We start from the raw sequence: 20,811 nt of genomic DNA, 5'->3' as shown, positions 1-20,811 counted from the left end.
CCGATGCTCAGCCTTCCAGAGCCGCCCGCAACCGGGGCCGTGACGCCCGCTTCCACACCTCGGGCAGCTCCCGTTCCTGGGCGGCGGCAATCGCCTCCTCCCGTCCGTACAGCAGCCCCCAGGTGAAAGCCGGCTCCCCCGCCGCGTGCGCCTGGACGGCCAGGGTGCGCAGGGCCTCGCGGGCCACCACGCTGTCCTGGTGGTCGCCGAGGAGGCTCTGGACGGCCTTCATCCGCTTGGCGAACCGCTTGGCGGGTTTCCCGAGCGCGGGCCGGGCCGCCTCCGCCGCGTAGCGGACGCGTTTGGCGGCCTTGCGGGCCTCGTGCACGGCCACGTCCCGGTCGTGGCCGGGCGGGAGCTCCAGTGCGCGGCCGGCCCGGGCCGCGAGGCGCCCGTACTCCTTCAGCACCGCGCGGGGCAGCGCCCGCCCGGGGGCGTGTGAGGCGTCGGGCAGCAGGGGCGGGTCGGCGAGCAGGGCGTCGAGGCTCTCCAGGAGGGCCAGGTACCGCTTCCCGTCGAGCACGGCGACGGTACGGCGGCGGGCACCATTGCGCCCGGACACCGACCAGATCCGGAGCCGGCCGCGGACCGGGCCGAGGACCAGGGTGCGGGGCAGGGCGTCGAGGCCGGAGCGCAGCCGGGCGTCGAGCACCTCCTGGTCGCGGTCGATGCCGAGCTCGGCGGCCAGCCACTTCAGCTCGGCGCCGACCGGGTCGGTGACGTCGCGGTCGAGGATCCTCCGGAACGTCCGCAGTGCGCTGCGCAGCCTGCGGGTGGCGACCCGCAGCTGGTGCACGGAGTCGGGCAGGTCGCGGCGCACGGCGGGGTCCAGGGCGACGATCGCCGCGCGCTGGTGACGGATGTAGGCGAGGACGTGATCGCCCGCCGTTGGCCGCCGGGTCCGGCCCGCGGGGCCTTTCCCGCTGCCCCCGGAGCTCTCCTCACGACCCGTCTTCTCGCTGCCCGCGGGGCCCTTCTCTCGCCCCGCCGGGCCCTTCTTCCGCTCCGGCTCGGTCTCGGCGAGTGCCCTGGAGAGCTTGGACGGGGACGCGGACGGGTGGATCCCGGCCTTGCGCAGCCGGTGCTCCACGGCATCGAGGAAGGCGGGGTCGCCGTCGTCCGCGAGTTCGGCCTCGATCTCGGTCCAGGCGGCCGTGGCTCCGCCGCCGGTCAGCCGTTCGGCCCGCACCCGGTCGACGCTGACCTCGGCGAGCAGGGCTCCGTCGGCGTCGAGGAGGTGGTGGACGTCGCGGGCCGAGACCAGCCGGACGACGGGGACGAGGCCGCTCTCGCGGACCCGGGAGCGCAGCATCCCCGCGAAGGAGCGCGGCAGGGTGTCGGAGAGCGGTTCCCGCAGCTCGTCCCGGATGCCGGAGGCGACCGGGAATTTGAGGTGCCAGCCGGCGTCGCTCCCGCCGGTGCGGCGGCGCAGGGTGAGGGAATCCGCCGCGAGCCGGAGGTCCTCGGTGTCGTAGTAGACGGCGTCCAGTTCGGTGACGCCCCGGTGGGCGACGGTGAAGACCCCGGCCACCCGGCTCAGGTCCGGGAGCCGGGTCTCCGTGGTGGTTTCGTACTTCCGCTCGATCTCGCGCTTCGAGTCCGCCATGACCCGAATCTAGACGCGTCCTGCGCGAATGGGCAGTGCTCCGGTACCGGCTCAGGCGCTTATCGGCCGTTGCACCCTGATCGACTGGAGCAGCCCGACGGCCACCCAGACGGCGAACATCGAGGAACCTCCATACGAAACGAACGGCAGCGGGAGCCCGGCGACCGGCATGATGCCGAGCGTCATCCCGATGTTCTCGAACGCCTGGAAGGCGAACCAGGCGATGATCCCGGCGGCGACGATCGTGCCGTACAGCTCGCTCGTCTCGCGGGCGATCCGGCAGGCGCGCCACAGGACGACGCCGAGCAGGACGAGGATCAGGCCGGCGCCGAGGAAGCCGAGCTCCTCGCCCGCGACGGTGAAGACGAAGTCGGTCTGCTGCTCGGGGACGAACTGGCCGGTGGTCTGGGTGCCGTGGAAGAGGCCCGTCCCGGAGAGGCCGCCGGAGCCGATCGCGATGCGGGCCTGGTTGGTGTTGTAACCGACGCCCGCCGGGTCGAGCGCCGGGTTGGCGAAGGCGGCGAAGCGGGCGATCTGGTACTCGTCGAGCAGGCCGAGCTGCCAGATCGCGATCGCGCCGGCCACGCCCGCGCCGAGCAGTCCGGCGATCCAGCGGTTGGAGGCGCCGGAGGCGAGGAGCACACCGAGCACGATGACGACCATGACCATCACGGAGCCGAGGTCCGGCATTCCCATGACGACGGCCATCGGGACGGCCGCCAGACCGAGGGCCTTGGCTACGGTCCGGTGGTCGGGGTGGAGCTGGTCGCCCGCGTCGACGCGCTCGGCGAGCAGCATCGCCATGATCAGGATGATGGTGATCTTGGTGAACTCGGACGGCTGGAGCGAGAAGCCGCCGCCGATGATGATCCAGGCGTGGGCGCCGTTGACGGTGGCGCCGAGCGGGGTGAGCACCGCGAGCACCAGGAGCACCGAGAGGCCGTAGAGGATCGGGACGGCGCCGCGCAGGGTGCGGTGGCCGAGCCAGATCGTGCCGACCATCAGGGCGAAGCCGATGCCGGTGTTGAGGGCGTGCCGGAAGAGGAAGTAGTACGGGTCGCCGTGGGTGAGCGAGTCGCGTCCCCGGGTCGCCGAGTAGACCAGCAGCGAGCCGATGAAGGAGAGCGCGATCGCGGAGCCGAGCAGCGGCCAGTCGAGTTTGCGTACGACGGAGTCGCGGGCGGTGAGTTTGCCCCAGGCGGACCGCTCGGGGGCGTACCGCTGGACGGAGAAGCCGGCCATCAGTCACGCCTCCCCAGCACCGCGGCGAGGGTCTGCTCCTGCGGGGTCTTCTGCGAGTCCGGGTTGTAGGGCTTGATCTCCGGGGCGTCGATCGAGCCGTCCTGCTGGATCTTCGGCAGGGACTTCTGCGGGGTGGGCAGCAGCGCCTTCTTCAGGTCCTGCTTGCCGGAGTCGTCGAGACCGTAGAGGGAGTCGTAGATGTTGCGCACGGCGGGCCCGGACGCACCGGAGCCCGTACCGCCCTGGGAGATCGTCATGACGATCGAGTAGTCCTTGGTGTACGTGGCGAACCAGGAGGTCGTCTGCTTGCCGTAGACCTCGGCCGTACCCGTCTTGGCGTGCATCGGGATCTTGTCCTGCGGCCAGCCGCCGAATCGCCAGGCGGCCGAACCACGGGTCGCGACTCCCGCGAGGGCACCGTCTATCTCGTTGCGGGTCTTGCGCGTGAAGGGCAGCTTGCCGTGCGACTTGGGCTCGATCTCCTGGACGGTCCTGCCGTCGCCGCTGACGATCGCCTTGCCGACGGTGGGGTCGTACAGGGTGCCGCCGTTGGAGATCGCGGCGTAGATGGTGGCCATCTGGATCGGGGTGACGAGCGTGTCGCCCTGGCCGATGGAGTAGTTGACGGAGTCACCGGCGCGCATCTTGTCGCCTTCGAGGCAGTTCTCGTACGCGATCTGCTCGACGTACGTGCCGCCCTTCTTGCCCTGCTCACACCAGGCGTCCTTGTTCGCCTTGTAGAAGTCCTGCTTCCACTTGCGGTCGGGAACCCGGCCGCTGACCTCGTTGGGGAGGTCGATGCCGGTCTCCTTGCCGAGACCGAACTGGTGGGCGGTCTTGTAGAACCAGTCCTTGGTGTGCTTCTTGGGGTTCATCCCGCCGTCCTTCAGCCACTCCTTGTGCGCGATGCCGTAGTACACGGTGTCGCAGGAGACTTCGAGCGCCCGGCCGATGGTGATGGAGCCGTAGCCCTGGGACTCGAAGTTCTTGAAGGTCTGCCCGCCGACGTTGTACGAGCTGGGGCAGGGGTAGTGCCCGTTGAAGGGGTACCCGGCGTTGACCGCGGCCGTCGAGGAGATGACCTTGAAGATCGAGCCGGGGGCGGCCTGGCCCTGGATGGCCCGGTTCAGCAGCGGGAAGTTGGACTTCTTGCCGGTGAGCTTGGCGTAGTCCTTGGCGGAGATGCCGCCGACCCAGGAGTTGGGGTCGTAATTCGGCAGCGAGGCCATCGCGACGACACGGCCGGTCTTCGCCTCCATGACGACGACGGCGCCGGAGTCGGCCTTGTAGTTCTCGCCGGTGTTCTTGTCGAAGGACTGGCGGGCCGTCTTCATGGCCTCGTTGAGCTCGTACTCGGCGACGGCCTGGACCCGGGCGTCGATGGAGGTGACGACGCTGGAGCCGGGTTCCGCCTTGTCGTTCTTCGCCTGGCCGATGACCCGGCCGAGGTTGTCGACCTCGTAGCGGGTGACGCCGGCCTTGCCGCGCAGCTCCTTGTCATAGGTGCGCTCCAGGCCGGAGCGCCCGACCTGGTCGGAGCGCAGGTACGGCGAGTCGGTGTCCTGGGCCTTGGTGATCTCGTCGTCGGTGACCGGCGAGAGATAGCCGAGGACCTGGGCGGTGTTGGACTTGCCGGGCGCTCCGTAACGGCGTACGGCGGTGGGCTCGGCGGTGATGCCGGGGAAGTCCTCGGCGCGTTCGCGGATCGTGAGGGCCTGCTGGGTGGTGGCCTCGTCGGTGACCGGGATCGGCTGGTACGGCGAGCCGTTCCAGCATGGCTGCGGCGTCTTGGAGTCGCAGAGCCGGACCTTGTCGAGGACTTCCTTGGGCTTCATGCCGAGGACACCGGCGAGCCGGGTCAGGACGCTCTTGCCGTCGTCGTCCATCTTCATCAGCTCGGTGCGGTTCGCGGAGACGACGAGACGGGTCTCGTTGTCGGCCAGCGGGACGCCGCGCGCGTCGAGGATGGAGCCGCGGACGGCTGGCTGGACGACCTGCTGGACGTGGTTGTTCTTCGCCTCGTCGCTGTACTCCTGGCCGTTGCGGATCTGGAGGTACCAGAGACGCCCGCCGAGGGTGAGCAGCAGGGAGAAGACGAGGACCTGGATGACGATGAGGCGGATCTGGACCCGCTGGGTCCGGCCGGTCTCGGGGATGTTGGTCACGGGGTGCCCCCGGTGGTGGTCGGGCCGGAGGTACGCGCGGTGTTCCGCCTGCGGTGCGGCCTCACAGTCGCTTGACCCCCTTGATCCGTCCGGCGCGGGCCGCGCGGTTGCGGGCGGCCTTGATGCGCAGTCCGCCGCGCTGGCTGCCGATCCGCAGTCCGGTGCCGGAGGCGAGCCAGCCCGCGGCCACGTCGCCGCCGCCGGAGGCGTCCACGAGCGGGTCGTTCACCGTGCGTCTGGCGATCGCCATGATCAGCGGTACGACGAAGGGGGCGAGGAGCAGGTCGTAGACGGCTGCGGTGAACAGCAGGCTGCCGAGGCCGACATGACGGGCCGCCGTGTCCCCGACGAGCGCGCCGACCATCGCGTACAGCAGGGTCGAGCCGATCGCCGCGGCGACGACCCCGATCATCGGGACCATCGCCGATTTCAGCTGCCCGTTCTCCGGCTTCACCAGCCCGGCGAGATAGCCGATGACGCACAGGACCAGTGCGTAGCGCCCGGCGGCGTGGTCGGCGGGCGGTGCCAGGTCGGCGAGGAGTCCCGCGCCGAAGCCGATGAGGGCGCCGCTGACGTGCCCGTACACGAAGGCGAGAGCCAGGACGACGAGGAGCAGCAGGTCCGGCACGGCGCCGGGGAGCTGGAGGCGGGCGAGCACGGAGACCTGGACGACGAGGGCGACGACGACCAGGGCGGCGGAGAGCAGAATCCGGTTCAGACGCATGGGGATCAGCTCTACCTCTGCTCGTTTACCGCGGTGTCGGCGTTCGGTGTGGTGTCCGGAGTGCCGTTCGGGTCCGGGCTGTTGCTGGGATCCGGGCTCTCGTGGATGTTGCCGACCACGTTTCCTTCGGTGTCGACGATGTCGCCGTTGGGCGAGATGGTCACGGTGACGGTGGGGGTGGGCTTCGGCTTGGCGGGCTTGGCCGGCTGCTTCGGCAGGACCATGTCACGCGGGTCCTCGCGCGGGGCCTGGACCACGACGCCGACGATGTCGAGCTTGGTGAAGCCGACGTACGGACGGACGTAGACGGTACGGGTCAGGCCGCCGCCGGACGGGTCGACCCGGACGACCTCGCCGACCGGGACGCCCGGCACGAAGGGCTTGTCCTTGCTGGAGCCGAAGGTGACGAGCCGGTCGCCCTTCTTCACCTTGGCCTTGCCGTTGAGGAACTGGACGGACAGCGGCTGGGAGCCCTGGCCGGTGGCGAAGCCGAGTTCGTCGGTCTTCTCCATGCGGGTGCCGACGGTGAAGTCGGGGTCGTTGGCCAGGAGCACCGTGGCGGTGTCCGGGCCGACGGTGGTGACCCGGCCGACCAGACCGTCGCCGTTGATGACCGTCATGTCGCGCTTGATTCCGTCGTCGGAACCCGCGTCGATGGTGACCGTCCAGGAGAAGCCCTGGGCCGCTCCTATGGCGATGACCTCGGCGCCCTTGATGCCGTACTGTCCGGCGGCCGACTTCTTCAGCATCCGGTCGAGCTCACGGACCCTGCTGCGGTTGCGGTCGTCGCTGCCGAGCTTCGTCTTGAGCGCGGCGTTCTGCTGTTCCAGCTGGGCGATCCGGTTGTGCCGTTCACCGGAGTCGCGTACCGCCCCTATGGCGTTGCCCACCGGGTCGACGGCTGCCGCGACGCCGTTCTCCACCGGCCCGAAGGCCGCTGCGGCGGCCCGCCGGGCGCCATCCACCGGCGACTCCTCGCCACCGCGGATGTCCACCGTGATCAATGCGAATGCGATGGCGATCAGCAGCACCAGGAGCAGCCGGCTCTCTCGTGTGTCCCTCACGTGCGGCGGCCGTGCCTTCCTCGTCGGAATGTTCGTGCCTGTATATCAACGATCGGCCGTACGGAACGGGAGTGTTCCGTACGGCGGACCGATTGTGTTGTTCACCTGCGGGGCTGGGCGTCCAGCACCTGCTGGAGCGCCTCGAACTCCTCGACACACTTGCCGGATCCGAGCGCCACCGAGTCCAGCGGGTCCTCCGCGATGTGGATCGGCATTCCGGTCTCGCGGCGCAGCCGCTCGTCCAGTCCGCGCAGCAGCGCGCCGCCGCCGGTGAGGACGATGCCGCGGTCCATGACGTCGCCGGAGAGCTCCGGCGGGCACTTGTCGAGCGTGGTCTTCACGGCGTCGACGATCGCGTTGACCGGCTCCTCGATGGCCTTGCGGACCTCGGCGGCCGAGATGACCACGGTCTTGGGCAGTCCGGAGACCAGGTCGCGGCCGCGGATCTCGGTGTGCTCGTCCTTGTCCATGTCGTACGCCGAGCCGATCGTGATCTTGATCTGCTCGGAGGTGCGCTCGCCGAGGAGGAGCGAGTACTCCTTCTTGACGTGCTGGATGATCGCGTTGTCCAGTTCGTCCCCGGCGACGCGGATCGACTGGGCGGTGACGATTCCGCCCAGCGAGATGACGGCGACCTCGGTGGTGCCGCCACCGATGTCGACGACCATGTTGCCGGTGGCCTCGTGGACCGGCAGGCCGGAGCCGATGGCCGCGGCCATGGGCTCCTCGATGATGTGCACCTGGCGCGCACCGGCCTGGGTCGACGCCTCGATGACGGCGCGTCGCTCGACTCCGGTGATGCCGGAGGGCACGCAGACGACGACCCGGGGGCGGGCCAGGTAGCGGCGCTTGTGGATCTTCAGGATGAAGTAGCGGAGCATCCGCTCGGTGATCTCGAAGTCGGCGATCACGCCGTCCTTCAGGGGCCGCACGGCAACGATGTTGCCCGGCGTGCGCCCGATCATCTTCTTGGCCTCGGAGCCGACCGCCAGGATGCCGCCGGTGTTGGTGTTGATGGCCACGACGGACGGCTCGTTCAGGACGATGCCGCGCCCCCTGACGTACACCAGCGTGTTGGCAGTCCCGAGGTCGATAGCCATGTCACGGCCGATGAACGACATTGATTTCCCCTTGTTCCCCATTGAGGATGCGTCGGGCCTTCCAAGAAAGCGATATGGCTTGTTCTGGATGGCAGGGTGAGCGCTGCGGGCGTGGAAGATTCCATCGTAGTGCCGTATTGACGGACACCGCGCGAGGGTCCTTCGCCATTGTGGGCGGAACGGGTGGCCGTTCCACTCATGGTGACGTCACGTCGGAGGGATGCGTTCCCGCGATCTGGGACCCTATACCGAAGGGCGACCGAATTAATTCGGTCGCCCCAGGTCCTGAGCGCTGTTCGGCTGATCGCGGATCAGACGAGTCCGGGGAAGAAGAGCTTCAGTTCCCGCTCCGCGGACTCCTCGGAGTCCGAGGCGTGGATGAGGTTCTCCCGGGTGATGGTGCCGAAGTCGCCGCGGATGGAGCCGGGCGCGGCGGCGATCGGGTCGGTGGGGCCGGCCAGCGTACGGACGCCCTCGATGACCCGCTCGCCCTCGGCGACCAGCGCCACGATCGGGCCGGACTGCATGAACTCGACGAGCGGCTCGTAGAACGGGCGGCCGACGTGCTCGGCGTAGTGCTGCTCCAGCGTGGCGCGGTCGAGGGTGCGCAGCTCCAGCGCGGTGATCCGCCAGTCGGCCTTGCGCTCGATCCGCCCGACGATCTCGCCGACCAGTCCGCGCCGGACCGCGTCGGGCTTGAGGAGAACGAGGGTGCGCTGGGTCATGGTGTGCGGCTCCTTGCAGGCATGCGGGTGCGGTGAACCGAGGCTACAGGGGTACGGGGACGGCCCGGCGGCCGGGTTTGGCCACCGGGCACCGGGTCAGCCGTCGGCCGCCGCCTCAGCCGCCTCCTGCGCGGCCGCCCAACGGGCCTTCGCCTCGTCGATCTTGCGGCCGTAGTACACCGAGGCCCACCACAGACCGGCGAAGACCACGCCGAGGATGAACATCATCGGGACGACGAAGCCGCTCAGTACCAGGGCGATCTGCAGCGCCCAGCCGAGCTGTATGCCGCCGGGGCGGGTGATCATCCCGCAGAGCAGCACGGAGAGCAGCATGCCGATGCCGCAGACCGTCCAGACCGTGGCACCGGTCAGGTCGTCGGACTTCATCGCGACGAGTCCGGCGAAGCCGATCACGAAGAACTCGCCGATCAGCGTGGATGCACAGAGCGTACGCACGCGGTCAGCCCCTTCCCAGAAGCAGCCGGGCCTCGCCGACCGTGATCACGGAACCGGTCACCAGCACCCCGGCGCCCGCGTACTCGTCCTCCTCCTCGGCGAGGGTGATCGCCGCCTCCAGGGCGTCGTCCAGGCGCGGCTCCACCTGGACGCGGTCCTCGCCGAAGACCTCGACCGCCACGGCGGCCAGCTCGTCGGCATCCATCGCGCGGGCGGTGGAGTTCTGTGTGACGACGACCTCGGCGAAGATCGGCTCGAAGGCTTCGAGGAGCCCCCTGACGTCCTTGTCGGAGCTGGTGCCGACCACACCGATCAGCCGGGAGAAGCCGAACGCCTCGGAGAGCCCGTCGGCGGTGGCACGGGCGCCCGCCGGGTTGTGCGCCGCGTCCAGGACGACGGTGGGGCTGGAACGGACGACTTCGAGGCGGCCCGGGGAGATCACCGAGGCGAACGCCCGGCGGACCGTGTCGGCGTCGAGCGAGCCCGGCTGCTCGGCGCCGATCCCGAAGAACGCCTCCACCGCGGCGAGCGCCACCGCGGCGTTGTGCGCCTGGTGGGCGCCGTAGAGCGGAAGGAAGATCTCTGTGTACTCGGTGGCCGCACCGCCCAGGCCGCGCAGCGTCAGCAGCTGGCCGCCGACGGCGATCTCGCGGTGGACGACGCCGAACTCCATGCCCTCGCGGGCGACCGTGGCGTCGACCTCGACGGCCTTCTTCAGCATGACCTGCGCGGCGTCGACCGGCTGCTGGGCCAGGACGACCGTGGCGCCCTGCTTGATGATCCCGGCCTTCTCACCGGCGATCTCGGCGGGCGTGGTGCCCAGACGGTCGGTGTGGTCCAGCGAGATGGGGGTGACGACGGCGACCGAGGAATCGATGACGTTGGTCGCGTCCCAGCTGCCGCCCATGCCGACCTCGACGACCGCGACGTCGACCGGCGCGTCGGCGAAGGCCGCGTAGGCCATGCCCGTCAGCACCTCGAAGAAGGAGAGCCGGTACGGCTGCTGGGCGTCGACCATCTCCACGTACGGCTTGACGTCCTGGTACGCCTCGATGAACCGCTCGGGGTCGATCGGGGAGCCGTCCAGGCTGATCCGCTCGGTGATCGACTGGACGTGCGGCGAGGTGTAGCGGCCGGTACGCAGGTCGAAGGCGCCGAGCAGCGCCTCGATCATGCGGGCCGTGCTGGTCTTGCCGTTGGTCCCGGTGATGTGGATCGAGGGGTACGCGCGCTGCGGCTCGCCGAGCACGTCCATCAGCGCGGCGATGCGCGTGACGGAGGGCTCCAGCTTGGTCTCGCCCCAGCGTCCTGCGAGCTCCTGCTCCACGGCGCGCAGCGCCTTGTCCACCTCGGGGTCGGCGGGGCGGGCGGGGACCTCGTCGCCCTGCGGCGGCCCGGAGCGGGTGCGCAGCGTGCGGCTCCCGGCCTCGATCACCGCCAGGTCGGGGTCGCGCTGGGTCTCTTCGTCGACGATCTCCGCGAAGGTGTCGTCGGAATCGGAGTCGTCGTGCCGGTCGGAAGGGCGGGGCTCACTCACGGGGCCAGTCTACGGATGGGCACGGACATCGCGCGCAGCGCCCGGTGGCCGGGACGAATCATCCCTCATCGGGACCGCTGTCGGCATGTCGCGCCGGCCGGGCACACGGGTGGGATGTGTGCGCCCCTGCCGGGCGCCGCCCCCGCTGCCGGCCTGCCACGGGCCCGTCCTCGGCACGGCGCGGAGCCGGTGACCGCGGGCCCGGTGGCGCTGGAGTCCTGCCGGTGGCGCTGGAGTCCTGAGGTACGCGGGCGGTTCAGCCGCACGCGGAAAGGGCGGAGCCCCCGTGCCCCTGGTCGGTCAGGGGTACGGGGGCTCCGTGCTCAGGTCATCAGCTCTGCGGCAGATTCGCCAGCTGACCGGAGATCCGCTCGATGTCGGCCTCGGCCTTGGCGAGCCGGCCGCGGATCTTGTCGACCACGTTGTCCGGGGCCTTGCCGAGGAACGCCTCGTTGGAGAGCTTGCCGAGGGCCTGGGCCTTCTCCTTCTCGGCGGCGCCCAGGTCCTTCGTCAGGCGCTTGCGCTCGGCCTCGACGTCGATGGTGCCGGAGAGGTCGAGCGCGACGGTGGCCCCCGCGACGGGCAGCGAGGCGGTGGCGTGGAAGCCCTCCTCGGCCGGCTGGAGCCGCAGCAGCTGGCGGATGGCCGCCTCGTGCGGGGCCAGCGGCGTGCCGGTCAGGGTGAGCTCGGCCGGAACCTTCTGGCCGGGCTGCAGGCCCTGGTCGGAGCGGAACCGGCGGACCTCGGTGACGACCTGCTGGACGAGCGCGATCTCCTGCTCGGCCGCGTCGTCGCGGAAGCCGGAGTCCTTCGGCCAGCCGGCGATGACCAGGGTCTCCTTGCCGGTGAGCGTGGTCCACAGCGTCTCGGTGACGAACGGGACGATCGGGTGCAGCACGCGCAGCATCACGTCCAGGACCTCGCCGAGGACCCGGCCTGAGACCTTGGCGCCCTCGCCGCCTGCGAAGAAGGTCGTCTTCGACAGCTCGACATACCAGTCGAAGACCTCGTCCCACGCGAAGTGGTAGAGGGCGTCGGAGAGCTTCGCGAACTGGAAGTCGTCGTAGAACGCGTCGACTTCGGCGACCGTCTTGTTCAGCCGTGACAGGATCCACCGGTCGGTCGCCGACAGCTGCTCAACGGGCGGCAGCTCGCCCTCCACGGTCGCGCCGTTCATCAGCGCGAAGCGGGTGGCGTTCCAGATCTTGTTGGCGAAGTTACGGGAGGCCTTGACCCAGTCCTCTCCGATCGGCACGTCCGCACCCGGGTTGGCACCCGTGGCGAGCGTGAACCTCACGGCATCCGATCCGTACGCGTCCATCCAGTCGATCGGGTCCACCGCGTTCGGGTTGGACTTCGACATCTTCTTGCCGAACTCGTCCCGGACCAGACCGGTAAGCGCGACGGTCTTGAAGGGGACCTCACCGTCCATCGCGTACAGACCGAACATCATCATCCGGACGACCCAGAAGAAGATGATGTCGTGCCCGGTGACCAGGACGTCGGTCGAGTAGAACTTCTCGAGGTCCGGGGTCTCCTCCGGCCAGCCGAGCGTCGAGAACGGCCAAAGACCGGACGAGAACCAGGTGTCGAGGACGTCCTCGTCCTGGACCCAGCCCTCGCCGGTGGGCGCCTCGTCGTCGGGGCCGACGCAGACCGTTTCGCCGTTCGGCCCGTACCAGACGGGAATCCGGTGGCCCCACCACAACTGCCGTGAGATGCACCAGTCGTTGAGGTTGTCGACCCAGTCGAAGTACCGCTTCTCCATTTCCTGCGGGTGGAGCGCGACCCGGTCGTCGCGGACCGCGTCGCCCGCGGCCTTGGCGAGCGTCTCGACCTTGACCCACCACTGGAGGGAGAGGCGGGGCTCGACGGTCGTCTTGCAGCGCGAGCAGTGCCCGACGGAGTGGACGTACGGGCGCTTCTCGGCGACAACGCGGCCCTGCTCGCGCATGGCGGCGACGATCGCGGAGCGCGCCTCGAAGCGGTCGAGTCCCTGGAAGGGGCCGTGCACGGTAATGACACCGCGCTCGTCCATGATCGTCATGAGCTCGAGGTCGTGGCGCTGGCCGATCGCGAAGTCGTTCGGGTCGTGAGCGGGCGTCACCTTGACGGCACCCGTGCCGAACTCGGGGTCGACGTGGGTGTCGGCGACGACCGGGATCGTCCGGTCCGTCAGCGGCAGCTTGATCCGCTTGCCGACGAGATGCGCGTACCGCTCGTCGTCGGGGTGAACGGCGACGGCCGTGTCACCGAGCATGGTCTCGACCCGGGTGGTGGCCACGACGACGGTCTCGTCGCCCTCGCCGTACTTCAGCGAGACGAGCTCGCCGTCGTCGTCCTGGTAGTCGACCTCGATGTCGGAGATCGCGGTCAGACAGCGCGGGCACCAGTTGATGATGCGCTCGGCGCGGTAGATCAGCTCGTCGTCATAGAGCTTCTTGAAGATCGTCTGGACGGCCTTGGAGAGCCCCTCGTCCATGGTGAACCGCTCGCGCGACCAGTCGAGCCCTGCGCCGAGGCGCTTCAGCTGGTCCAGGATCCGGCCGCCGTACTCGTCCTTCCACTGCCAGACGCGCTCGGTGAACGCCTCGCGGCCGAGATCCTGCCGCGACTTGCCTTCCTCGGCGAGCTGCTGTTCGACCTTGTTCTGGGTGGCGATGCCCGCATGGTCCATGCCCGGCAGCCACAGCGTCTCGAAGCCCTGCATGCGCTTGCGCCGCGTGAGGGCATCCATGAGCGTGACCTGGAAGGCATGGCCCAGGTGGAGAGCGCCGGTGACGTTCGGCGGCGGAATGACGATCGTGTACGGGGGCTTGTCGCTCTTCGCGTCGGCGGTGAAGTAACCCCGTTCTACCCAGCGCTCATACAGCTTCCCCTCTACCTCGGCCGGTGCGTACTGGGTCGGCAGTTCGGGGTTGCTGGCTGGCGTCTGCTGAGTGTTCTCGGTCACGGGGGACAGTTTAGGGCCGTCACAGTCATGCACTGAAACCGGTTTGTTCAGTAACGGTGTGACTCCCGGTGCTCCATCCGGGCGACCCGTCCGCCAGGATGTTCGGAACGCATAAGCATGACGAACAGGGGACACTGCAAATGAGCTACAACCAGCCGGGCCCGTACGGCGGCCAGCCGCCCCAGGGTCAGCCCGGACCCTACGGTGGCCCTCCGCAGGGCCAGCCCGGCCCGTACGGCCAGCAGCCCCCGCAGGGCCAGCCCGGCCCGTACGGCCAGCAGCCCCCGCAGGGCCAGCCGGGTCCGTACGGTCAGCAGCCCCCGCAGGGCCAGCCCGGTTACGGCTACCCCCAGCAGGCTCCCCAGGGCGTCCCGCCCCAGCAGCCCCAGCAGGGCTACGGCTACCCCCAGGCCCAGCAGCCCGGCCCCTACGGCCAGCAGCCCCCCACTCCCCCGTACGGCGGTCAGCCGGCGTACGGCACGATGCCGATGCCCCCGGCCACGCCGAAGAAGAAGACCGGCCTGGTCATCGGCGGCGTGGTCGTGGCGCTGGCGGTCATCGGGGGCGGGGTGTACTTCCTGGCGCCGGGCGGTGGCGGTCTCAGCGACGACGGGCCGCACACGCTGACGACTCCGAAGACAGTGCTGGGCGAGTACCACCGCTTCGGCGCAGACGGCGCGAACCAGAAGCAGGACGACAAGACCACGAAGGAACTGACGTCCAGCGGCATCGAGAACGGCAAGACCGTCACCGGGATCTACTCGACGGCGGATCTCAGCAAGGTCGACCCCAACGACCCGAGCACCATGCCGTCCGACGTGCTGACGGCGAAGGGCATCACCTATCTCGGTGCGTACGGCAAGATCAGCGATCCGGCCAAGGCACTGGACAAGTTCTTCGTCTCTCTGAAGAAGAGCGCGTCGGAGGACGAGGAGAAGAAGACCCAGCTCGTCGGCGAGCCGGAGGAGGTGTCTCCCTCCGGCTTCGAGAACGGCATCATGAAGTGCCAGGCCGCCACGGGCCAGGACATCAAGACCAAGAAGCCGAAGACTGACTGGTTCTGCGCATGGTCGGACTACAGCACCATGGCGATGGTGTCCCCCGGCGACGCCACGGGGAGCGTGGACAAGGACACCGCGGTCAAGATCACGACAGGTCTCCGCAACGAGATCCGGGTCAAGGAGTAGTCACCGAGCACCACAACACGGAAGGGGCGCCCGCCAGTTCGCCTGGTCGGCGCCCCTCGTTGCGAGTCCGTCCAGCCAAAAACGCATCGACGCAGAAGAATGCCGATCACTGCCACGCGCGACACCACTTGACAAAATCAGCCGAAAGATCCACATCAACTAGCGCATATTCCCTCTAAGTCCAGCCGCACGCCAAATGGGTCCGTTCTGGCCGCAGTATTCTGCATGGCGCTATTGACCGCGGCAACTCCGGCCTCAGCAACCAAAGCAGACCGCATCAAAAGCCTAATGAATCACGATGTCATCATCGGGCCGAAGATCAAAAGGGCATTCGACTCTCCGGCATACATGCTCGGCGCGCAATCCAGCAACGCATGCATGACACTTCTGCAGCAGGTAGGCGTTACAACCTTCTTCGCCCGCTTCAAAGCATGCATCGAGGCCTGGTCGCGCATGCAAGTCGCTGAACAGAGTTAGAGATCAGAGATAAATACGAGGGTGCCCCACCTCACGGGAGGGCACCCACATAACCCAGCGATGTCGCCTTCTACGAGGACTCCTCGCGCCGCCCGTCGTCGCTCGTGCCGACCGTCCGCAGCTCGCAGACTTGACCGCCCAGCCCTCTCGCCAGAGCCGCAGCCATCCAGACGCTCCCCGTGTTGCACATACCTAATTTATTCGCCATTCGAGACAAAGCTGCAGCCGTTAGCAACCCACGGGCTGTGCCACTCGGGGGCGCCCTGAAGGTTCAGTACGAATAACAAGCAGCGTGTGCGTGACTGCTCTTAACCTTAAGGACCAGTAGCTGGCTCTGGCACACGTTCCGAAGAACGCCACCCACAATGGGATCGGTCTCCGTACTGGCGTAGGAACAAGCCGCCTTTACCTTTGCCCCTACGACATACCCATTATTTTCAAGGAAATCTCGCATCGCTGCGGACTCGCATTCGCCACCCCTGCCGTCGCGACAGGGAGAATAATCGCCGCCGCAGTCACTCCAACCGCCGCAGCCACTCGCTGAATACTGAGCAATCTCATGCGAAAACCTCGAATCCCCTAGAGAAAGTATCTTCCCTCGAGAAGGAGATCACACAAGAGTTCCCTTAAACCAACAACCAGTAAAGAAATGGCTAGATCCCATCTTCCCTGCAGAGAATTGTCGCAAACACGACCATTCCGCGACTCCTCTCGACGCTTCAGTCGCTTCCAGGAGTGGCTGTCCAGCCTTTCGGTGGACCCTGACTCCTGATTGAGGTGTGCCCTTCGCGCGCTGACCACGGAGATGGCAGCGCGGTGTTCTGCGGGTGATGGCAAGTCGCGCGGAGCCAGCAGGGGCACAAGATCATCGAGGCCACATGGGAGTGGGACGGTCTTCGGAAGACCGTCCCACTCCCATTCCAGCCTGCTCAACTCTCCGCACCCAGGCCCTTGACCGGAAGAAATCTGGTTGGTGCACGGCGGGGCCCCCGCCCACGCAACCGCTACGCGGACTTCTCGTGCCGCCCGCCGTCACCCTTGCCGATCGTCCGCGGCTCGCGCGGGACCAGTGTCGGGTTCACGTTGTTGCGGACGACGTCGGCCGTGATGACGACGCGGGCGACGTCCTTGCGGGACGGCACCTCGTACATCACGGACTGGAGGACCTCCTCCATGATGGCCCGCAGGCCACGCGCTCCGGTGCCGCGCAGGATCGCCTGGTCGGCGATGGCCTCCAGGGCCGGGCGGTCGAAGTCCAGCTCGACGCCGTCAAGTTCGAAGAGGCGCTGGTACTGCTTCACCAGCGCGTTGCGCGGCTCGACGAGGATCTGCAGCAGCGCCTCGCGGTCCAGGTTGTGGACCGAGGTCAGGACGGGCAGACGGCCGATGAACTCCGGGATCATCCCGAACTTCACCAGGTCCTCCGGCATGACCTCCTGGAACTGGTCGCTCGCCTCGATCTCCCGCTTCGACCGGATCGTCGCGCCGAAGCCGATGCCCTTGGCACCCGCCCGGGACTCGATGATCCGCTCCAGACCGGAGAAGGCGCCGCCCACGATGAACAGCACGTTCGTCGTGTCGATCTGGATGAACTCCTGGTGCGGGTGCTTCCGGCCGCCCTGCGGCGGTACGGAGGCGGTGGTGCCTTCCAGGATCTTCAACAGCGCCTGCTGGACGCCCTCGCCGGAGACATCGCGGGTGATCGACGGGTTCTCGCTCTTGCGGGCGACCTTGTCGATCTCGTCGATGTAGATGATCCCGGTCTCGGCCTTCTTGACGTCGTAGTCCGCGGCCTGGATCAGCTTCAGCAGGATGTTCTCGACGTCCTCGCCGACATAGCCGGCCTCCGTCAGCGCCGTCGCGTCGGCGATGGCGAACGGGACGTTGAGCATGCGGGCCAGCGTCTGCGCGAGCAGCGTCTTGCCGGAGCCCGTGGGGCCCAGCAGCAGGATGTTGGACTTGGCCAGCTCGATGGCGTCGTCGCGGCCCTGCGCGCCGCCGTTCTCGCCCGCCTGGACCCGCTTGTAGTGGTTGTACACAGCGACCGAGAGGGCCTTCTTCGCGGGCTCCTGCCCGACGACGTACCCCTCGAGGAACTCGTAGATCTCGCGCGGCTTGGGGAGTTCCTCCCACCGCACCTCGGAGGTCTCCGCGAGCTCCTCCTCGATGATCTCGTTACAGAGATCGATGCACTCGTCGCAGATGTACACACCGGGTCCCGCGATGAGCTTCTTCACCTGCTTCTGGCTCTTTCCGCAGAACGAGCACTTGAGCAGATCGCCGCCATCACCGATGCGTGCCACGAGGTGCTTCCCCTTCGCCTGGGAGCAGCTTGGTTCAGCGGCTCCTGGTGCCTCTATCCGACGGTACCTTGCCTTGGCCCCCGTTCGGGCCCCCCTTGGCACGGTTCACACGGTAAGGACCGGGCGAACGTGGCGTGCCAAGGGGTGAAGGCCGACGTCAGACGGCCGTGGCCGCCTGCTTGCGGGTCGACACGATCTGGTCGACAAGACCGTAGGCGAGGGCATCCTCGGCGGTCAGGATCTTGTCGCGCTCGATGTCGTCGCGGATCTTGTCGATCGGCGTGGTGGAGTGCTTGGCCAGCATCTCCTCCAGCTGGGTGCGCATCCGCAGGATCTCGTTGGCCGCGATCTCCAGGTCGGAGAGCTGCTCACGGCCGGTCTGCGAGGACGGCTGGTGGATCAGCACGCGGGCGTTGGGCAGCGCCATCCGCTTGCCGGGCGTACCCGCGGCGAGCAGCACGGCCGCGGCGGAGGCCGCCTGGCCCATGCAGACCGTCTGGATGTCCGGCTTCACGAACTGCATCGTGTCGTAGATCGCGGTGAGCGCGGTGAACGAGCCGCCGGGGCTGTTGATGTAGATCGAGATGTCCCGGTCCGGGTCCATCGACTCCAGGCACAGCAGCTGCGCCATGACGTCGTTGGCGGAGGCGTCGTCGATCTGCACGCCGAGGAAGATCACGCGCTCCTCGAAGAGCTTCGCGTACGGGTCGTACTCACGCACGCCCTGAGAGGTGCGCTCCACGAAGCGCGGCACGATGTAGCGGTTGTCCACCTGCGGGCCGGTGTAGAGGCCGCTCGCGGAGGCGCCGGGGAAGTTGTTCATGTGGGTGTTCACCATCCTGGTGGCGTTCTGTGGCTGGGTGTCTCGGCGTACGAGAGGTGTGCGGGGCGGTGGTACCTGATCCGGTGACCGGATCAGGCGCCGGTGCCGCCGCCGCCCGGAACGCCCGATGCGATCGTGATGATCTCGTCGATGAGGCCGTACTCCTTGGCCTCCTCCGCGGTGTACCAGCGGTCGCGGTCGCCGTCGCGGATGATCGTCTCGACGGTCTGGCCGGAGTGACGGGCGGTGATCTCCGCCATCCGCTGCTTGGTGCGCAGCAGGTACTGGGCCTGGATCTTGATGTCCGAGGCCGTGCCGCCGATGCCGGCCGAACCCTGGTGCATGAGGATGTCGGTGTTCGGGAGCGCGAAGCGCTTGCCCGCGGTGCCGCCGGTGAGCAGGAACTGGCCCATCGAGGCCGCCATGCCCATTCCGATGGTGACCACGTCGTTCGGGATGTACTGCATGGTGTCGTAGACCGCCATGCCGGCCGTCACCGAACCGCCGGGGCTGTTGATGTAGAGGTAGATGTCCTTGTCCGGGTCGGCGGCAAGGAGAAGCAGCTGCGCCGTGATCTTGTTGGCGATCTCATCGTCGACCTGCTGACCGAGGAAGATGATGCGCTCGCCGAGCAGTCGGCTGTAGACCTGGTCACCGAGGCCTCCACCGAGGGACGGCTCTCCGGCGGCGTAGGGCATCAGATTCGTCACGTATCCACCTGCTCGTCTCTGACGGCTCCGGCCGTCTCAGCGTCTTCGTACCGGGTGGGCGGGGACTCCCCTGCCCTTCCTATTCATGGACCCTAACGCGCAGGTAGGACAACGCCATCCCGCTTCCGCAACTGTTCGCTGGGAGCGCAAGCTCCGCAGTCCGCACAAGGGTTGTGGGGCACCGTACGCCATACGGCGACGGGCTCCGGACGCATGTGCGTCCGGAGCCCGTCGTTCGGGTTCAGCGCGAGGCTCAGGCCTCGTTCTTCGCCTCGGCGGCGGCGTCGGCGACGGCCTCGGTGGTGCCCTCGGCGGCCTCGACGGCCTCGATGGCCTCCTCCGCCACGTCCTCGTCGTCTTCCAGGTCGATGACCTCGCCGTTGGTGTCGACGACCTTGGCGGCCTCGACGACCACGGCCAGCGCCTTGCCGCGGGCGACCTCCCCGACGAGCATCGGCACCTGGCCACCCTCGACGACGGCCTGGGCGAACTGGTCGGGGCTCATGCCGGAGGAAGCAGCGCGCCGCATGAGGTGCTCGGTGAGCTCCTCCTGGTTGACGTTCAGCTTCTCCTTGTTGACGATCTCGTCCAGGATGAACTGGGTCTTGATGCCCTTGATCGCCTGCTCGGACGTCTCGGCGTCGAACTCCTCGACCGTCTTGCCCTGGATCTCCAGGTACTTCTCGAGGGTCAGACCCATCTGGCCGAGCTGGTGGTGCTCCAGGTTGTGCTTGCGGGTCTGCACCTCGTCCGCGAGCAGCTTCTCCGGGATCGGGACCTCGGCGAGCTTGAGCAGCTCGTCCAGGACACGCTCCTGGGCCTGGGTGGCCTGGTCGTACTGCTTGGTGTTCTCCAGGCGCTTGCGGCTGTCGGCCTTCAGCTCGTCGAGGGTGTCGAACTCGCTGGCCATCTGGGCGAACTCGTCGTCCAGCTCGGGGAGCTCGCGGGCGGCGACGGAGGCGACCTTGACGGTGACCTCGGCCTCCTTACCCTCGGCGGAGCCGCCCTTCAGCTCGGAGGTGAAGGTGGCCTCGCCACCCGCCTCCAGGCCGGTGACGGCGGCGTCGATGCCTTCGAGGAGCTCTCCGGAACCGATGGTGTACGAGACACCCTCGGCCACGCCGTCCTCCAGGACCTCGCCGTCGACCTTGGCCTGCAGGTCGATCGTCACGACGTCGCCCTCGGCGGCGGCGCGCTCGACCGGGTTGGTGGAGGCGAAGCGCTCGCGGAGCTGCTCCACGGCCTTCTCGACGTCCTCGTCGCTGACCTCGAGGGCGTCGACGGTGACCTCGATGCCGGAGTAGTCCGGAATCTCGATCTCGGGGCGTACGTCAACCTCGGCGGTGAAGGCCAGCAGTTCGCCGTCCTTCAGCTCGGTGATGTCGACCTCGGGCTGGCCGAGGACGTTGAGCTCACCCTCGTTGACGGCCTCGGTGTAGAACTTCGGGAGGGCGTCGTTGACGGCCTCCTCCAGCACCGCACCGCGGCCGAAGCGCTGGTCGATGACCCGGGCAGGGATCTTGCCCTTGCGGAAGCCCTTCACCGTGACCTGCTGGTTGATCTTCTTGTACGCCGCGTCGAGGCTGTCCTTGAGCTCCTCGAAGGGCACCTCGACAGTGAGCCGAACCCGGGTCGGGTTCAGGGTCTCCACGGCGCTCTTCACGGTTCGGTCTCCTTGTGGCTGACTTCTTGGGGTTCTGCTCCACCGCACTGGATGCGGCTTCGCGGACCGAGCCCGG

General features: G+C 68.2%; 16 protein-coding genes. 2 read left to right on the top strand and 14 right to left on the bottom strand.

The genetic code is table 11. The annotated features are described in order from the left end of the window. Positions 1-7: 7 nt before the first annotated feature. The 10 genes from OHA19_RS26990 to OHA19_RS26945 all read right to left on the bottom strand — a co-directional run bounded on the left by OHA19_RS26990 (position 8) and on the right by OHA19_RS26945 (position 13,572). Entirely contained in the window at positions 8-1,606 is a 1,599-nt protein-coding gene (locus OHA19_RS26990; protein ID WP_405712582.1) for a CHAD domain-containing protein, read from the bottom strand. A 51-nt stretch (positions 1,607-1,657) separates the two neighbouring features. Then, positions 1,658-2,848, bottom strand: a complete 1,191-nt coding sequence (rodA, locus tag OHA19_RS26985; RefSeq protein ID WP_405712584.1) for a rod shape-determining protein RodA — start codon at positions 2,846-2,848, stop codon at positions 1,658-1,660. Continuing rightward, entirely contained in the window at positions 2,848-5,013 is a 2,166-nt protein-coding gene (gene mrdA / locus OHA19_RS26980; RefSeq protein WP_405712586.1) for a penicillin-binding protein 2, read from the bottom strand. Before mrdA ends, rodA begins: the two co-directional genes overlap by 1 nt. Before the next feature lie 61 nt (positions 5,014-5,074). Next, the gene (mreD, locus tag OHA19_RS26975; RefSeq protein ID WP_405712587.1) at positions 5,075-5,737 is read right to left on the bottom strand and encodes a rod shape-determining protein MreD; all 663 of its coding nucleotides are present in this window, start codon (positions 5,735-5,737) and stop codon (positions 5,075-5,077) included. 11 nt (positions 5,738-5,748) lie between these two features. Next, positions 5,749-6,801 (bottom strand): rod shape-determining protein MreC, encoded by a 1,053-nt coding sequence (gene mreC, locus OHA19_RS26970; RefSeq protein ID WP_405712589.1) that lies wholly within the window; start codon positions 6,799-6,801, stop codon positions 5,749-5,751. Positions 6,802-6,902: 101 nt separating this feature from the next. Then, positions 6,903-7,922: a rod shape-determining protein gene (locus OHA19_RS26965; protein ID WP_317860288.1), complete on the bottom strand. Its 1,020-nt coding sequence runs from the start codon at positions 7,920-7,922 to the stop codon at positions 6,903-6,905. A gap of 290 nt (positions 7,923-8,212) precedes the next feature. Continuing rightward, the gene (ndk, locus tag OHA19_RS26960; RefSeq protein WP_388579522.1) at positions 8,213-8,626 is read right to left on the bottom strand and encodes a nucleoside-diphosphate kinase; all 414 of its coding nucleotides are present in this window, start codon (positions 8,624-8,626) and stop codon (positions 8,213-8,215) included. Between the two features lie 96 nt (positions 8,627-8,722). Further along, the gene (locus OHA19_RS26955; RefSeq protein WP_405751961.1) at positions 8,723-9,082 is read right to left on the bottom strand and encodes a DUF4233 domain-containing protein; all 360 of its coding nucleotides are present in this window, start codon (positions 9,080-9,082) and stop codon (positions 8,723-8,725) included. Between the two features lie 4 nt (positions 9,083-9,086). Next, entirely contained in the window at positions 9,087-10,619 is a 1,533-nt protein-coding gene (locus tag OHA19_RS26950) for a bifunctional folylpolyglutamate synthase/dihydrofolate synthase (RefSeq protein WP_405712593.1), read from the bottom strand. 331 nt (positions 10,620-10,950) lie between these two features. Then, entirely contained in the window at positions 10,951-13,572 is a 2,622-nt protein-coding gene (locus OHA19_RS26945) for a valine--tRNA ligase (RefSeq protein WP_405712595.1), read from the bottom strand. 140 nt (positions 13,573-13,712) lie between these two features. Here OHA19_RS26945 and OHA19_RS26940 point away from each other — a divergent pair, with 140 nt between their 5' ends. Continuing rightward, complete coding sequence (locus OHA19_RS26940; RefSeq protein ID WP_405751959.1) at positions 13,713-14,759, top strand: hypothetical protein; 1,047 nt, start codon at positions 13,713-13,715, stop codon at positions 14,757-14,759. A 225-nt stretch (positions 14,760-14,984) separates the two neighbouring features. Next, positions 14,985-15,236, top strand: a complete 252-nt coding sequence (locus OHA19_RS26935) for a hypothetical protein (RefSeq protein ID WP_405712599.1) — start codon at positions 14,985-14,987, stop codon at positions 15,234-15,236. 1,004 nt (positions 15,237-16,240) lie between these two features. On the opposite strand, the gene clpX is transcribed toward OHA19_RS26935, so the two are convergent. The 4 genes from clpX to tig form a co-directional block, all read right to left on the bottom strand. Next, entirely contained in the window at positions 16,241-17,539 is a 1,299-nt protein-coding gene (clpX, locus tag OHA19_RS26930; protein WP_072483632.1) for an ATP-dependent Clp protease ATP-binding subunit ClpX, read from the bottom strand. Positions 17,540-17,696: 157 nt separating this feature from the next. Continuing rightward, complete coding sequence (locus tag OHA19_RS26925; protein ID WP_093898221.1) at positions 17,697-18,377, bottom strand: ATP-dependent Clp protease proteolytic subunit; 681 nt, start codon at positions 18,375-18,377, stop codon at positions 17,697-17,699. 77 nt (positions 18,378-18,454) lie between these two features. Then, positions 18,455-19,060, bottom strand: a complete 606-nt coding sequence (locus tag OHA19_RS26920; protein WP_329202714.1) for an ATP-dependent Clp protease proteolytic subunit — start codon at positions 19,058-19,060, stop codon at positions 18,455-18,457. Positions 19,061-19,325: 265 nt separating this feature from the next. Further along, the gene (tig, locus tag OHA19_RS26915) at positions 19,326-20,735 is read right to left on the bottom strand and encodes a trigger factor (protein ID WP_405712601.1); all 1,410 of its coding nucleotides are present in this window, start codon (positions 20,733-20,735) and stop codon (positions 19,326-19,328) included. Positions 20,736-20,811: the final 76 nt, after the last annotated feature.

The organism is Streptomyces sp. NBC_00012 (assembly GCF_045040875.1).
GTDB lineage: Bacteria > Actinomycetota > Actinomycetes > Streptomycetales > Streptomycetaceae > Streptomyces.
This window is presented reverse-complemented; position numbering and strand designations above follow the sequence as displayed.